Origin of the sequence: Hymenobacter mellowenesis, from assembly GCF_030581005.1 — a bacterium.
GTDB lineage: Bacteria > Bacteroidota > Bacteroidia > Cytophagales > Hymenobacteraceae > Hymenobacter > Hymenobacter mellowenesis.
Genome location: NZ_JAUQSX010000014.1, coordinates 24760 through 37299, shown reverse-complemented (window position 1 = coordinate 37299; position 12540 = coordinate 24760). Strand labels below are relative to the sequence as shown.

18 protein-coding genes and 1 tRNA gene are annotated in these 12540 nt (G+C 60.9%); 3 read left to right on the top strand and 16 right to left on the bottom strand.

The genetic code is table 11. The features are described from left to right. Position 1: 1 nt before the first annotated feature. The 3 genes from Q5H92_RS21950 to Q5H92_RS21940 all read right to left on the bottom strand — a co-directional run bounded on the left by Q5H92_RS21950 (position 2) and on the right by Q5H92_RS21940 (position 2444). Positions 2–370: a BlaI/MecI/CopY family transcriptional regulator gene (locus tag Q5H92_RS21950; protein WP_305013711.1), complete on the bottom strand. Its 369-nt coding sequence runs from the start codon at positions 368–370 to the stop codon at positions 2–4. 308 nt (positions 371–678) lie between these two features. Then, positions 679–1110, bottom strand: a complete 432-nt coding sequence (locus Q5H92_RS21945) for a hypothetical protein (protein ID WP_305013710.1) — start codon at positions 1108–1110, stop codon at positions 679–681. 77 nt (positions 1111–1187) lie between these two features. Next, positions 1188–2444 (bottom strand): TCR/Tet family MFS transporter, encoded by a 1257-nt coding sequence (locus Q5H92_RS21940; RefSeq protein ID WP_305013709.1) that lies wholly within the window; start codon positions 2442–2444, stop codon positions 1188–1190. 203 nt (positions 2445–2647) lie between these two features. Between Q5H92_RS21940 and Q5H92_RS21935 the strand changes: the two genes are divergently transcribed. Together Q5H92_RS21935 and Q5H92_RS21930 are read left to right on the top strand one after the other, a co-directional pair. Continuing rightward, positions 2648–2842 carry a hypothetical protein gene (locus Q5H92_RS21935; RefSeq protein ID WP_201979990.1) on the top strand — a complete coding sequence of 65 codons (195 nt, stop codon included), beginning with the start codon at positions 2648–2650 and terminating at the stop codon, positions 2840–2842. A gap of 121 nt (positions 2843–2963) precedes the next feature. Then, positions 2964–3036 (top strand) — tRNA-Met (locus Q5H92_RS21930). Positions 3037–3227: 191 nt separating this feature from the next. On the opposite strand, the gene Q5H92_RS21925 is transcribed toward Q5H92_RS21930, so the two are convergent. The 13 genes from Q5H92_RS21925 to Q5H92_RS21865 form a co-directional block, all read right to left on the bottom strand. Continuing rightward, positions 3228–3641: a hypothetical protein gene (locus tag Q5H92_RS21925; protein WP_305013708.1), complete on the bottom strand. Its 414-nt coding sequence runs from the start codon at positions 3639–3641 to the stop codon at positions 3228–3230. Continuing rightward, positions 3622–3816, bottom strand: a complete 195-nt coding sequence (locus Q5H92_RS21920) for a hypothetical protein (RefSeq protein WP_305013707.1) — start codon at positions 3814–3816, stop codon at positions 3622–3624. Before Q5H92_RS21920 ends, Q5H92_RS21925 begins: the two co-directional genes overlap by 20 nt. Beyond that, the gene (locus Q5H92_RS21915) at positions 3791–4333 is read right to left on the bottom strand and encodes a hypothetical protein (RefSeq protein ID WP_305013706.1); all 543 of its coding nucleotides are present in this window, start codon (positions 4331–4333) and stop codon (positions 3791–3793) included. The genes Q5H92_RS21920 and Q5H92_RS21915 overlap by 26 nt, the downstream gene beginning before the upstream one ends. Then, positions 4333–4797 carry a hypothetical protein gene (locus tag Q5H92_RS21910; protein WP_305013705.1) on the bottom strand — a complete coding sequence of 155 codons (465 nt, stop codon included), beginning with the start codon at positions 4795–4797 and terminating at the stop codon, positions 4333–4335. The genes Q5H92_RS21915 and Q5H92_RS21910 overlap by 1 nt, the downstream gene beginning before the upstream one ends. 34 nt (positions 4798–4831) lie before the next feature. Continuing rightward, positions 4832–5179, bottom strand: a complete 348-nt coding sequence (locus tag Q5H92_RS21905; protein WP_305013704.1) for a hypothetical protein — start codon at positions 5177–5179, stop codon at positions 4832–4834. A gap of 8 nt (positions 5180–5187) precedes the next feature. Beyond that, entirely contained in the window at positions 5188–5754 is a 567-nt protein-coding gene (locus tag Q5H92_RS21900) for a DUF6712 family protein (RefSeq protein WP_305013703.1), read from the bottom strand. Beyond that, positions 5751–6332, bottom strand: coding sequence for a hypothetical protein (locus Q5H92_RS21895; RefSeq protein WP_305013702.1), 582 nt, complete (start codon positions 6330–6332; stop codon positions 5751–5753). The genes Q5H92_RS21900 and Q5H92_RS21895 overlap by 4 nt, the downstream gene beginning before the upstream one ends. A gap of 12 nt (positions 6333–6344) precedes the next feature. Then, positions 6345–7850, bottom strand: a complete 1506-nt coding sequence (locus tag Q5H92_RS21890) for a hypothetical protein (RefSeq protein ID WP_305013701.1) — start codon at positions 7848–7850, stop codon at positions 6345–6347. Positions 7851–7852: 2 nt separating this feature from the next. Then, positions 7853–8383, bottom strand: coding sequence for a hypothetical protein (locus Q5H92_RS21885; protein WP_305013700.1), 531 nt, complete (start codon positions 8381–8383; stop codon positions 7853–7855). A gap of 27 nt (positions 8384–8410) precedes the next feature. Continuing rightward, on the bottom strand, positions 8411–8947 hold the full coding sequence (locus tag Q5H92_RS21880; protein ID WP_305013699.1) for a hypothetical protein: 537 nt from the start codon (positions 8945–8947) through the stop codon (positions 8411–8413). Positions 8948–9004: 57 nt separating this feature from the next. Continuing rightward, on the bottom strand, positions 9005–9325 hold the full coding sequence (locus Q5H92_RS21875) for a hypothetical protein (protein ID WP_305013698.1): 321 nt from the start codon (positions 9323–9325) through the stop codon (positions 9005–9007). A 63-nt stretch (positions 9326–9388) separates the two neighbouring features. Beyond that, entirely contained in the window at positions 9389–10393 is a 1005-nt protein-coding gene (locus tag Q5H92_RS21870; protein ID WP_305013697.1) for a hypothetical protein, read from the bottom strand. 56 nt (positions 10394–10449) lie between these two features. After that, complete coding sequence (locus Q5H92_RS21865) at positions 10450–11910, bottom strand: XkdF-like putative serine protease domain-containing protein (protein ID WP_305013696.1); 1461 nt, start codon at positions 11908–11910, stop codon at positions 10450–10452. Between the two features lie 74 nt (positions 11911–11984). Between Q5H92_RS21865 and Q5H92_RS21860 the strand changes: the two genes are divergently transcribed. Next, positions 11985–12488: a hypothetical protein gene (locus Q5H92_RS21860; protein WP_305013695.1), complete on the top strand. Its 504-nt coding sequence runs from the start codon at positions 11985–11987 to the stop codon at positions 12486–12488. Positions 12489–12540 lie beyond the last annotated feature (52 nt).

Here is a 12540-nt window from a genome sequence, read left to right as displayed (position 1 = left end):
GCTAGTCCTCCTTCTTGCTTTCAATGAGCTTGATAATCTCCTGCAAGTCCGCCGCGCTCACCTTGTTGTCCTGCGCGAAAAACGACACCAGCTCTTTGTAGGAGTTCTGGAAATGCTGCTTCACCAGCGTGCCCAGGGAGCGGCGCTGGTAGTCGTCGGCCGAAATCATGGGCACGAAGCGGTAGGAATTGCCCAGTTTTTCGGCGCGCACGTAGCCCTTGCGCTCCAGGTTGCGCAGGGTGCTGGCTAGCGTGGTGTAGGGCGGCCGCGGGGCGGGTAGCTGGTCGAGCACGTCTTTCACGAAGCCGCCGGCGGGCAGCGGCCACAGCACGCGCAGGGCGTCTTCTTCGGGTTGGGTGAGGCGTTCCATGAGCGGCTTGATTGGTCTTGTTACGATGGTGTCGTAAATATACGAAGATTTCGTAATTGTAAAACGGGTTGCTTGCAAATAAGTTGTGCCGGAAATGGAAAAGCCTCTCCAGCAACTGGAAAGGCTTTTTTTGAAAGGAAGATTTTATTGAATCTAATCTGAGAAGTTCTCAGAACGTCATGTCGAGTACCACCGAAACATCTCGCGTGTGGTAGTAACTCAATCGTCCGCATTACTTCGGCACGCGAGATGTCTCGGCGGCGCTCAACATGACGTTCAAGTCTTCTGGCCAACTAAAAAGCATCCGATTACGACCCCACCTTGTCCGTCTGCTGAATCTGGAGCCAGCGAATGGCCGCGCCCTCATCGCCAAAAAAAGAAATGGCAAACGGCTTGTCGTCGTAGGCCTCCGCCGAAACGTAACCGGGCCGGTTGATGATGGATTCGTGCAGAGCCGGGCCCACGAGGTAGGCGACGTAGAGGCGGCCGTTCAGCCGGCGCGCCATTTCCGGAAAGAACTTGTTGAGCAGCCACTCGGTGGTGCCCGGGTCGTTGAGGGTGCGGCGGCGGATGTCCTGCAGCCAGAAGCGCGCCTGCTGGTCCACGGCCGCTTCGCACATCTGCTGGTACACGGCGGGCAGCTCGTGCGGGTCGGGCTGGTGGCCCCAGCGGCTCACCAAGATATCGAGGTCGGCGCGGTAAGCAAAATCGATGAGCGGCGCGGGCAGGTCGGAATTCATAGGCAAAGGCAGGAGGCGGGAAGTGGCAAATTACGCGTTAGCGGCATCATCTGGTTGCCCGCCGCCCGCTGTGGGCCTCAATGTGCCGGCATCGCATCAGCTACGGTGCTGCTTTCCACCGGCGGGTTCTGCCGAAACGAGCGCAGCGCCAGCCCCGCGCTGGCCAGAGCCAGCACCGCCCCCAGCAAAAACGGCGCGCCCGGGAAATGCACGGGCGCGTCTTCGCGGGTGAAAAACCGGAACAGGCCGGTCATGAGTGGTGGCCCCACTATGCCGCCCATCAGGCTCATCAGGCTGGTGAGGGTGCCCTGCAACTCGCCTTGCTCAGAAGCCGACACCTGGCCCGAAATGGTGCTTTGCAGCGCCGGCCCCGCGATGCCGCCCAGGCAGTAAGGCGCCAGAAACGCCAGCATCAGCCAGCCCTGCCAGGCAAGGGCAAACAGCACAAAACCCACCGTGTAGCACAGCAGCCCTACCACAATGGCCCGCGCCGCGCCCAGCTTCGGAATGGCCACGCGCACCAGCCCGCCCTGAACCAGCGCCGAAAACAGGCCGATAACGGTCAGCGAAATGCCCACCATCTTCTCGCCCCAGCCAAACTTGAGCTCGGTATAAAACGTCCAGACCGACTGCACCGACGAGCCCGCCAAATAAATCAGCACCAGCGAGGCCACCAAACCCAGCACCGCCGGGTACTGCCGCAGGCGCAGCAGCGAGGCCACCGGGTTGGCCCGCGTCCACTCAAAGGCCCGGCGCCTGGCGGCGGGCAGCGACTCGGGCAGCACCAGCAGTCCGTACAGGAAGTTGCACAAACTCAGCCCCGCCGCCACCATAAACGGCATCCGCGGACCAAAACCAGCCAGCAGACCGCCCACCGCCGGCCCAATGATGAAGCCCACCCCAAACGCCAAACCCACCATGCCGAAGTTCTGGGCCCGGTTCTCGGGCGTGCTGATGTCGGCAATATAGGCCGTGGCCGTGGTGAAGCTGGCCCCCGTGATGCCCGCCAGCACGCGCCCCACAAACAGCCAGCCCAGCGTGGGCGCAAAGCTCAGAAACACGTAGTCGAGCCCCAGCCCCAGCAGCGCCGCCAGCAGCACCGGCCGCCGGCCCAGCTTGTCGCTGAGCCCGCCCATGATGGGCGCAAAGCAGAACTGCGCCCCCGCGTAAGCAAACGTGAGCCAGCCCGAATACACGGCGGCCTGGCTCAGTCCCTCGCCCGTGAGCTGCCTAATGAGCGTGGGCATCACCGGGATGATGATGCCGAGCCCGCTGACGTCGATGAGCAGCGTGATGAAAATAAACCCAAGGGCCGGGGAGCGCTGAGATGCCATGGCGGAAAAACTAAATTAGATAGCAAAGATGGCAGATTAAGCCGATGCCCGCCGGCTGCACCAGCCTTTTCCGAACCCCTCGGTCGTGCCGCGCCAGATGGCATTTCAGCGGGCAGCTATCCATTTGCCGGTTGTTGGCGTATGAGGCGCTAGTCCGGCCCGGCCGGTTTTTATTTGAATATTTCCCTTTTGACTTTATTGCCATGAATCAGAAACGCACGTTTGGCACCATTCTCACCGTTTTGGGCATCGTCGGCATCATCATTGGCGCCCTGGCTTTCCTGGGCGTGGGCGGCATCGGCCTCAGCAAAATGAACTCCATCGTCCCCTTTGTGGTGGGCCTCATCTTCTTCGCCGCCGGCATCAACCTGGTAAAAACCACCGGCGACCGGGCCTAGCGCCTCATAGTCGAAAAAAAATTATTACCTGTGGGCTAACCGCTTACCAGCAGCAGGCAAGAATTTTTACTCCAAATATTGCCTTTTCAGAAAATCGCCGTACTTTTGCAGAACCAAACAGTGCGGGGTGGAGCAGTTGGTAGCTCGTTGGGCTCATAACCCAAAGGTCACTGGTTCGAGTCCAGTCCCCGCTACCTAAAAGGCCGTTTCCAATCAGGAAACGGCCTTTTTTCTTTTTCAGTACAACATCAGTACAACACGCCCCCGAAAGGGCGAAAAAAGAGCCCCGGCCGGTTAAGGTCGGGGCTCTTTTCATGCGGGGGTGTTTTTGCTTTCATGCGGGGGCGCATCGACTTTCATGCGGGCCCGCATGAAACGCCCGAAACTAGGGCGGCGCCGCTCGCCAGGGCAGCCACCGCAGCCAGCTTGCCGGCAGCTTGCTCGCGAGCCAATCGCCGAGCAGGGCGCCGCCGAGCACTAGCATCAGATTCAGCAGCCAGGGCGAGCCGCTGCTCTTCTCGCTGGCATTGCTGCTCGCCGCGCGCGGGGCCGTCGCTGCCGAGCCCTGCTTCTGCCCGGCCTTCGTGTTGTCGGTGCTGCTGGCTGTGTTGCCGGTGCCGATTTGCAGCGTCACCGTCTTCGCCTTGATTTTGGCGATGGCGACGGCCCCGGCCGGGCCCGGCTCATCGGCCGGTCGCACTTCGTAGCCGGCCGGGCCACCGAAGAGCGTGCGCTCGGCGGCGCAGCTGCTCAGCGCGCAGGCCAGCAGCAGGGCGAGCTTAGCGGGGAAGTTGGTCATAGCCGAGAATCCGCGCGCAGCGCATTGGGTTGTAGTATCGACGGGCGGCACGCTGCGCGGCCCGGTGTTGCGCCTCGCTGAGCGTCTTCGGGGGGCGGGTGCTGCGGTAGCCGGCGCAACTGCTCAGACAGAGCAGGGCGAGCAGCAGCTTAATGAAGCCAATTTGAAAGCGCATAAATAGAGCTGAGAGGATAGAGGTTGCGATGAATGCCGGCGTTTCGGCCGGTGCCTTCGTTGCCGCCGATGCAGTAGGCGCCGCGAGGTGGGCGCCCTTTGCGCAGGGGCGGCACAACTTCAGCCACGCGCGTAATGTGCCCGATTTCGCCGCGCGCCGGGCTGAAGATGCCGGCGCAGAGCCCCTTGCGAATCGAGTCGCGCGGCACGGCCCGGCCCCGGTCGAGAAACCAATTCGCCGCCTTCGCTGCGCCGTTGGGAATCGGCAGCTTCAGCGTGACTTGTACTTTGCGCTGCGTCAGGCCGCACCACGCCGAGCGCTTCGCGACGTGCCCCTCGGCGCATAGCGCGTCGATAAACGGCCCGTCATTGTTGCCGGTCGCCTCACGCACCCACAGATGAGCAGTGAGCCAATCGGTAGCGGCCGCAGCCCGGCTCATCTCGGCGGCGCGCGGCGTGCGCTGCGCCTGCGCAGCGAAGGTGCCGAGCAGGGCGAGCAGTAAGAGCAGCCGGCGCATTACTGAGCTAGGGCCGCGAAGACGGCCGCGATGCCGACAAGGGCGATGAGCTGCCAACGGCCCACCTGGTAAACGCGAAACTTTTCGAGCGTCGGCAGCTGCTCGAAGGCTTTCGGGTAATCGTTCTTTGCCCACTTCGCCGGGCCCGGCAGTACAAGCCGCTGCATGCGCCAAACGATGAGGCACAGCACGACGAACATGCCGACCGTCGCGAGCATCTTCGACGTCACGACGCCGAACGGCAGCCAGCCGGCCGCCTGCGTTTCGGTGGTGACTTCAGCGCCGCTCATGTTCACGCCGGCCGCTGCGGTCGAATGGTAGAAGCGCGCGAGCGCCTCGCGAATGACGGCCGGGCCGTAGAGCATGCCGGCGCCGGCCGCGAAGAAGAGCAGCCAGGGCGTGAGCTTGCGCGCCGTGCTGAGCAGCGCGCAGAGAAAACGGGAAAACGGGGAAAAATTGGGCATTGTGGTATAAAATGAAAAAAAATGAAAGTGAGTATTAAGCGGCTTCAGCGTCGGGCGTTGGCACGTCGCCGACGTGGTTGAAGGTGGGCGGCTTCGTCTTGAAAGTGCCGTGCTGGAGCTCGCCGTAAATCCAGCGGTCGAAGGCCGTGAAGGCTTTCAGTAGGCTCTTCATTTCAGAGCGAAGCCGGCTGCTTTCGGTCGTTTGCAGCTTCAGGGCGGTCGTGAGCTCGACAATCTGCCCGGCTTGCAGCTGCTCGGCAGCGGCGCGGGCTTTAAGCGAAGCTTTGAATTCTTCGACCATCGACTTCGCGAAGTAGCCAATGATACCGAGCAGCAAAAGCAGAAAGGAGACGGCGAGTCCCAGGTATTGAGCAGTAGTCATAAAGTCGATTAACCGAAGAAGCAGCCGCCGATGAGCCCGGCGCCGGTCGCGGCCGGAGTGGAGGGGAGAAAGCGAGAATAGAGCTGCCGATTCCGGCGAAGCCAGGCGTCGAGCTCTTCGCCGCGAAAAACCGCGAGCTCGCGCAGGCCGGCAAACATTTCGCGCATCAAGCCGGCGTCGGCCGACGTGGTGCCCTCGCTTTTGCCGGTTTTGAGCACAATGCCGGCCGGCGTGATGTGCCCGATGAGCGACGGCCATGCTTCGATGAGTGCCCAGGCGCAGAGCATCGGCGTTACCTCATCGAGAAGCGTGAGCAGCGGGTCGGTCGCGGCCGCTGAGCGCCAAGCCTGCCGGGCGGCTTCGTAGGCCGTCATGCTCGCGGCGTCGCGCGCGGCCGGTAGTTCCGGCGCCGACTCGGCGAAGCTGAGCAGCTCATCGAAAAGCTGCAAGCCCAGTAGCGGGCGCAGGTGCCGGCCCTGCGCAATCGGAATCGCAAGGGCGAGTTTATGGGCTTCGGCCGTGATGCTGATGACGGTCTGAGCCGTGATGTCGGCCGGCGTGATGAGGTGCTTCATATTCTGCGTAATTGGCGAGCGGCGACGCGCTGCGTGCGGCCGGCAGTGAGGGAAAGGCGCCCGGCGCGAGCAGCGCTGAGCCGGGTCTTTTTGGTGGCTGCGCGCCGGGCGTTGCGCGCGGCGCGGGCTTCGTTGATTTCGGCCGGCCGGTCGGGCGCGGCGTCGAATTCCTTTCCGCGCTCGATGCCGGCTTCTTCGGGCGTATCGACAAAGCGGCCCAGCTCAACCGACCAAAAAGCTGTAATGCTGCGCAGGTTGCCTTTTCTGAATGAGCGCCACTGCTGCCGGCCCAGGTCGTAATACACGCGGGCCGGGCGGGCGTCACGGCTGCCGGGGGTAGTCGGGTGCTGCGCGGCCGGTACGAAATTCAGATTTCGAACGCCCTGCCGGAAGCCCGAACTGCGGCCGACGCGCTTCAGCTCCTTATTCTTCGCATTGTCGGCATAGACAAAAGCGAAGATGACGGGCACCTGATTCGTGTAAAACAGAAACTGGCTTTCAGAGTAAGCAGCCAGGCGCAGCAACTCTTTCGAGTCGCCGCGCTCATAGGCTTCAGCAATCCTTTCGAGTGTCAGCATTGGCCCGGTCGATTAAGCGGCGAGGGCTTGCGCTGGCACGATGAGCAGGGCATCGGCTTCGCTCAGGCCGTAAAAGAGCACCAAACGGGCCCGGCAGCTTTCGGGCGTCGCCTCGCCGCGCGTCAGGGCCGCGAGCATCGCGTCGATGCTCGACTGACCGGCCGGCGAACTGGTTAAGGCCTTCTGCTCAGGCGTGAGCTGCTTCACTTCAGCGGCGCCGGGCTTCGCTTCGGGCTCGGCAGGCGTCGCCGGCAAATCAATCATTTCGCGCAGCTCGGCATCTGAGCAAATCTGAAAGAGCCCGTCTTCGGTGAAGGTCACGCGCGCCGGCAGTGTCGTCGTGATGTCGAGCCAAGGCTCGCCGTCGGGCTCATCTTCGAAGCTGGTATCGGGAACGAAGGCAAACAGCTCTTTGAAGAATTCGAGCAAGCTGAGCTGCGCCGGCCGGCATACCGTATTATAATAGAGCTGATACGCTTCGACCAATTTGCCACCGTCGCCACCCAGGCCACCGACCGACGGCAAGCCCACCACTTCGGGCGAGGTCACGCCCCCGGCGCTCAGAATGGCTTGCTGAAACATCTTGCTCAGCGACTCATAAAGCGTTTCATTCGTGCCGGGCGTGTAGCTCTGCAACTGTGCGAGGTCTTCAGCCTTGCCGGGCCCGCCTTCGCCGAACAAAACGAGCAGCTGCTCGGCTTCGGGCCCGGTGAAGGTGTCCTTCAGCTTTTTCACGAAAGCGCGCTGCTGCTCGGCGGCTGTGATGATGGTTTTGCCGTCTTCGCTCTGCTTATCGACCGGGCCATTTAGCACGGTGAAGATGCTGCCGAGCGAAAACTTATTCGAAATGTTGTTCGGGTGGAATCGGCCGAGCAGCCCTTCGGCTTCCATGTAGTTAAGCCCGGCCTGAATGCTCAGGTCGGGAAAGTATTCGTCGCCGTCGAAGAAAACGGCGAGCTGAACTGCGTTTTCCTCGCGCTCTTTTGCGTCGGCGCTGGCTGCTTTTTCGGGGTTGAAGGCCGGCAGCCGCTTCACCTTGTATCGCTGCGTGTTGCTCCAATCACGACAGAGATAATACTCGTTTATTACTTCGTCTTCATCCATTGCGCCAGGCGCAACGGTGTCGAATCGCTGAAAATAAAGCTCGGCGATGTGCTTGCGGTCTTCGGCCCAAACAACCTGAAGCGCGACGCCCTCAAATTCGGCGTAATCCTTTCCGATGCGCTTCAGCAGCTTCTTCGCGGTTTTATACTGGCCCTCGCTCGCGACTTTTTTCAGGAACTTCGCCAGCGTCGGCAGCGCTTTTTCATCGACGCGGAAGCCCTGCCCGGCCACTAGCGACGCCTTACGGCCCAACATCGCCGAAGCGGTCGGGCTGTTGCGAATGAGCTGCTTCAGCTTGCTCATAAACGAGTGACGCGCGCCCCAAAAAATGGGCATGCCGACGGTCGAAGTGCCCTTCGCAGGTTTGGGCACTTCGACGGCCGCGAGTTGTAGCGCGATGCTCTGAACTTCCATTATTAAGCCGGTGCTTGCGCGAACACGGTCGCGCGGTTGTAGAGAAGATTAATGCGCGACTGCGCGATGAGCCGAGCTGCGCTGCGCTGCGTGCCGCTGATGGCGATGCTCTGCGTCGAGTCGCCGCGAAACGGGCCGGAAGTGTTGGCGACGGTCGGCACCACTAAGCCGAAATCCTGCCCGTAAAGCCACCATTGAAGCCGGAAGTCTTGGCACAGGGCCACAATCGGCCCGGCTTCGATGAGCGACTCGACGGCCGTGCGCTGCGGCGCAGCCAGGCCGGCGAGCACAATCGAAATCGACTGCGCCGAAACGCGCCCGTTTTTGCCCTTGCTGATGGCTTCGCCGAACTGCGAGCCGTCGAGCGGGGCTTCGATGCGCTGCCAGCCGGTAAGACCGGCGAAGCCCGTCACAGTCGATTTTGCGGCCGACAGATACGAATAAGTAGCCCCCGCCTGCCAGGGAGCCAGCAGCAGGGCGCGAAGTCCGGCAAGCGTGACGCCGTTAGCAGGCGAGGGCACAGGATAGAGCACAGGAATCGAATAGAGGCAGGAAAGGAATTAAGCGGCGACGCGGGCAGCCAGGGTCGCGAAGACGGCAGCCGGCACGATGGGAGCTTTTTCGAGCTCAGCGCCGCCGAGCAGCACGTCGTAACCGTTGAAGTCCTCATTTTTGGCGCCGGCACCCGAATCGCTCTTTTCGCTGGTGAGGCCGTTCACGCCGCCGAGCAGCACGATTTGGCCGGTCGTAAGCTTGGCGATGTAGGTGCCCCGGTTCAAGTCCATCGCCTTGATGATGGCATTCTTTTCGTCATCGCGGCCGCTGAACTTCATGCCGAGCTGATGCTTCGGGAAGCGGTTGGCGCCGATAACCGTGTTATCCGAAAAGAGCGCCTCATTCTCTTCGAATTCGAGGCGAATGACTTCGGTATCGGGGTCGAGCGTCAGGCCCGTAATCGGCGCATCGATAGAAGTGCGAACGATTTCGAGGGTGTTGAGGCCGTTCGGCAAGTGAGTGTCGAAGCCCAGCACGACAGCAATACCGCCAATGGCGTACTGCTGCGTTTTTCTGATGCTTTTATTGAGTTTGGAGGCCATAAGGCGGGCTTAACTTATAAGTGAAGTATTGAGCTGACTGAGCGGCGACGCTTCAGCTTAGCGCTCGATGATGAGAAGCTCGACGCCCGATGCCTGAAGGGACTCGATGTGCTTCGTGTCGAAGTGAATCGAGCGCTCGCGGTCGATGGCGCAGCGCTTCAGCCCGAAGCGAGTCATCAGCTCGATTGCTTCGGCGCCGATGGCTTCCGCTTCCGCTTCGGCATCGTCGGCGGCATCGTCGGCAGCGTCATCGTCGGCAGCGTCGGTCGAACTGCCCTGCTCAGCGCCGGGCGTCGAGTCAGCAGCCGGGGCTTCGGGAGTGCCAGGGGTGCCAGCAGCGGCGAGGGCGGCTGCGGCTTCTCTTTGTTTTTTATTCACGCTCTTAATCGAGTGAAATGCTTCGAGGGGGCCGCAACGCGCGGCCCCCTTTCAGCGGGTTGATTACAGGTAGAGCACCTTTTTGTAGGTGTCGAGCGTCGTGGTGCAAGCCGTGGCGACCAACTTGAAAAAGAGGTCTTCGCTCATCGCGTTCACTTTGTCCAACTTGAAAGAAGTCAGGTCAGAGGTGAGGTCGGTGCCGTGCACGAAGTCGCCGGTCTCGCCGCCGTAGCCAGCGAAGCGGGCCGGGGTCGGCACGAATTCAACCGGCACGTTATTATAAGTCACGGTCATGTCCTTGCCGGTGCCGATGACTTGGAACGTGTCCTTGAATTCTTTCAGCTGGTTCGCAGCCGTGATAGTCTTCATGTCGGCCAAAGGCGAGTAGATAACTACGCTGCCGTCTTCGAGCTCTTCTTCATCGATTTGGGCGTAAATCTTGGCGTACTCGGCGCCAACATTCGAGCCGGTCACGGTAGTCGAAGTCACGGCCTTCACTGTGTCGTCAGGATTTTCGATGCCGGCTTTGATGAGGTTCGCAACGATGCCATCGAACAGGAAAGGCGTCTGAGCAGCGGCCCACGCTTTTTGCGAAGCGGTCGGCACGTTGCTCGCGGCGATGCTGGCTTTCGTGGCTGCCGTGATGCTGGTGTAAAGCAGCTTCTCGTAGCTCTTGCCCAGGCGCGGTACAAGGTGGCCGGTCGCCTGGTTTTCGAAGGGCGTCGAGCCGATATTCACGGCGCCGGCCGCCATGTCGGCAGCGTAGCGGGTTTTGAGCAGCTGCGACAGCGTGATATTGTCGAAAGCCATCAGGCGGGCCGGCGTGAGCAGGCGGTCGCCCATTTTCCAGTTATTGACAGCAGCCAGGCCGGGAATATCAGCCTCGCGAATCTGCTCTTTGTACTCCTGCCAAGCCAGTTCGCCCGAAATGCTTGTCAGCACGCGCTGATATTTGATGTCATCTTCGAGGCGCAGCAGTTTGCGCGTCGAGGTGCGATTCGAAGCGATGACTGCGGAATGAATTTCCTGCGCGACGTCGCCCTGATAAAAAATAGGAGAGTAAACCATAATTGGGTTTTTTGTGCCCGTTCACCGGGCGGCTTTGGAGTGAGTAAACGGGTGAATTATTGGCCGATTTGGGCTTTTTGCTTGGCGCGAGCAGCGTTGAGCTGCACTTTCCACGCTGGCAAATCAGCCTGATTTTCGGTAGTCTGTTCGCCGAGCTTGATGCGCGAGCCGGCCGGCTTCGTCCTCTTCAGTTCGCTCAATTCCAACTCGACGGCGCTGAGCTGCGTCGTAGCCTTCGCGTAGGTCTCGGCGTCGATTTCGTAAGTGTACTGGTCGGTCGAAACCTTGAAATAATTGCCATCAGCGCAGGCGTAGTAGCCCGTTTTGAGTAGGGCGCCGGTCGAGTCGGTGAGCGAGCGCGTAATCGGGTTGTAGTTCACCGATGAGCCGTCAGCCATTTCGACCGTCTGAAGCGCCAACTCGATAGCAGCCAGCTTCACCGGGTCTTTTTCGGCGCGAGCCCGCACGGCAGCGCTGAGCTTCGTGTCGCCGGCTTTGTCATCGGTTTTAGGCTTCTCTTCGGCCGGCTTCTCACCTTTGAGCAGCTTGCGCACGTCGGCGATTTCGGTCTCGATGCTGCCGAGCAGTTTCTCGACTTCAGCGGCTGCTTCGGGAGCTACGGCTGATTTGTTATCGACTGGCTTCTCTTCGGCGAGCTTCTCTTCAGCCGGTTTCTCGGCTTCGGGGGCTTTGTGCCCGACGTGCTTGCCGTCCTTCACTTCGAAGGCGGTGCCGTCTTTCAGCTTATAGGTGCCATCAGGATAGGCTTCGCCGCGCGTGCCGTCTTCTTTCAGCGCGTAAACGGCGCCGGTCGCGTCATCGACTTCGAGCTCAGTGCTGTCATCAAGCTCGACGGAAGCGAGGGAAAGGGCAGCGGAAAGGCGCGCGATGGCGCTCAGAACTACAGATTTGAAACTCATACGTTTTTTAGGGGCGGCACTCGCCGCCTGAAGTTTTAGCTCACTGAAATCGAATAATCCTTCGATTGAAAAGCCCGTCACATTGCCCGTTTCGACCTCATTTTTCCAGAAATCGGAGTCGGCGACCTTCATCGACGCCATCAGCGTGCCGGCCGGCAGGTCGAAGCCGAGCGCAGCTGCTTTGTCGAGCTTGCCGTCGAGCATGAGCCACAGCTCGCGAATCTGATTGCCTTCGAGGGCGTCGGCGTGATTCTGATTGCTCAGGGCGAGCCCCTTCGCTTCGGCCATGAATTGATGAGCGATTATTTCAATCTGCTCGGCGCTGAAGCTGATGTAAAACTCTTCGCCGTTTTCGTCGATTCGCAGAATCGGCAGGTCGGGAATGAGCAGCGGGCCCGTAAGCACCTGCTTCGCTTCGCCGGTCGCAGCCGCGCTCAGGTGCACTCGCTTCACTGGCTGATGCTCATCTGAAGCGAGTGCTACCCAACCTTGCCCGATGGCGGGCGTCTTCACTAACGAGACCAACTTCATGCCCTTGCCGGTGTCGGTAGGGTCTAAAGTGACGGCGAAGCGCTTCGGTGTTTTCTGCGAGGGCATGACTAAGAAATGAGGCGCCCCCGTTTTGTGGCTATTTTCGCCGCCTCACTTCCCCACTTTCTGCATTTCAACCCATGAAAGCCCTTTTCCCCCTGGTGCTCGCCGCTGCCCTCGCGAGCTGCTCGACGGCGGCTGAGCAGTCGCCCGACCGCGCGGCTGCGGCCGACTACCTGAAGCAGCACCTCGGCGACCCGAAGAGCTACGAGCCGGTGAGCTGGCAAGCCGAGCCCTTCCGGCAGCGGCACGCCGACGCTGAGCAAGCCGTCGCCGCCCTGCGCGCCTACGAATCCGACCGGAAGTTTCAGGTCAGTGCTTACGAGAAGTATAAAACGGCCTTAGAGCAGAATTTCGCCCCGGCCGACGTGGCTCACTTCAAAAAGTATTATCAGGATTGCACGCGCCGCAGCGACTCGCTCAGGACTATCGCGACGAAGCTGCGCGATTCGACCGACTCGACGCGACTCGGCACGCTGTTGCACCACGTTTACCGGGCGAAGAATAAAACGGGCGGGCTCGAATTAGATACGGCCGCTTTCTTCGTCAGCCAGGCCGGCGCCGTGAAGCCCTACTCGCTATGAAAATAATGAGACAGTAGTTCGGCCAACTAAGCAGGGCTTTTCGTATATTAGC

Excerpts from the sequence above, each read along its gene's own strand:
- Q5H92_RS21940 (WP_305013709.1), bottom strand. The coding sequence starts at position 2,444 with ATGGCATCTCAGCGCTCCCCGGCCCTTGGGTTTATTTTCATCACGCTG.
- Q5H92_RS21905 (WP_305013704.1), bottom strand. The coding sequence starts at position 5,179 with ATGACTACTGCTCAATACCTGGGACTCGCCGTCTCCTTTCTGCTTTTG.
- Q5H92_RS21860 (WP_305013695.1), top strand. The coding sequence starts at position 11,985 with ATGAAAGCCCTTTTCCCCCTGGTGCTCGCCGCTGCCCTCGCGAGCTGC.
- Q5H92_RS21925 (WP_305013708.1), bottom strand. The coding sequence starts at position 3,641 with ATGACCAACTTCCCCGCTAAGCTCGCCCTGCTGCTGGCCTGCGCGCTG.
- Q5H92_RS21900 (WP_305013703.1), bottom strand. The coding sequence starts at position 5,754 with ATGAAGCACCTCATCACGCCGGCCGACATCACGGCTCAGACCGTCATC.
- Q5H92_RS21920 (WP_305013707.1), bottom strand. The coding sequence starts at position 3,816 with ATGCGCTTTCAAATTGGCTTCATTAAGCTGCTGCTCGCCCTGCTCTGT.
- Q5H92_RS21865 (WP_305013696.1), bottom strand. The coding sequence starts at position 11,910 with ATGCCCTCGCAGAAAACACCGAAGCGCTTCGCCGTCACTTTAGACCCT.
- Q5H92_RS21910 (WP_305013705.1), bottom strand. The coding sequence starts at position 4,797 with ATGCCCAATTTTTCCCCGTTTTCCCGTTTTCTCTGCGCGCTGCTCAGC.
- Q5H92_RS21915 (WP_305013706.1), bottom strand. The coding sequence starts at position 4,333 with ATGCGCCGGCTGCTCTTACTGCTCGCCCTGCTCGGCACCTTCGCTGCG.
- Q5H92_RS21945 (WP_305013710.1), bottom strand. The coding sequence starts at position 1,110 with ATGAATTCCGACCTGCCCGCGCCGCTCATCGATTTTGCTTACCGCGCC.
- Q5H92_RS21950 (WP_305013711.1), bottom strand. The coding sequence starts at position 370 with ATGGAACGCCTCACCCAACCCGAAGAAGACGCCCTGCGCGTGCTGTGG.
- Q5H92_RS21890 (WP_305013701.1), bottom strand. The coding sequence starts at position 7,850 with ATGGAAGTTCAGAGCATCGCGCTACAACTCGCGGCCGTCGAAGTGCCC.
- Q5H92_RS21870 (WP_305013697.1), bottom strand. The coding sequence starts at position 10,393 with ATGGTTTACTCTCCTATTTTTTATCAGGGCGACGTCGCGCAGGAAATT.
- Q5H92_RS21935 (WP_201979990.1), top strand. The coding sequence starts at position 2,648 with ATGAATCAGAAACGCACGTTTGGCACCATTCTCACCGTTTTGGGCATC.
- Q5H92_RS21880 (WP_305013699.1), bottom strand. The coding sequence starts at position 8,947 with ATGGCCTCCAAACTCAATAAAAGCATCAGAAAAACGCAGCAGTACGCC.
- Q5H92_RS21895 (WP_305013702.1), bottom strand. The coding sequence starts at position 6,332 with ATGCTGACACTCGAAAGGATTGCTGAAGCCTATGAGCGCGGCGACTCG.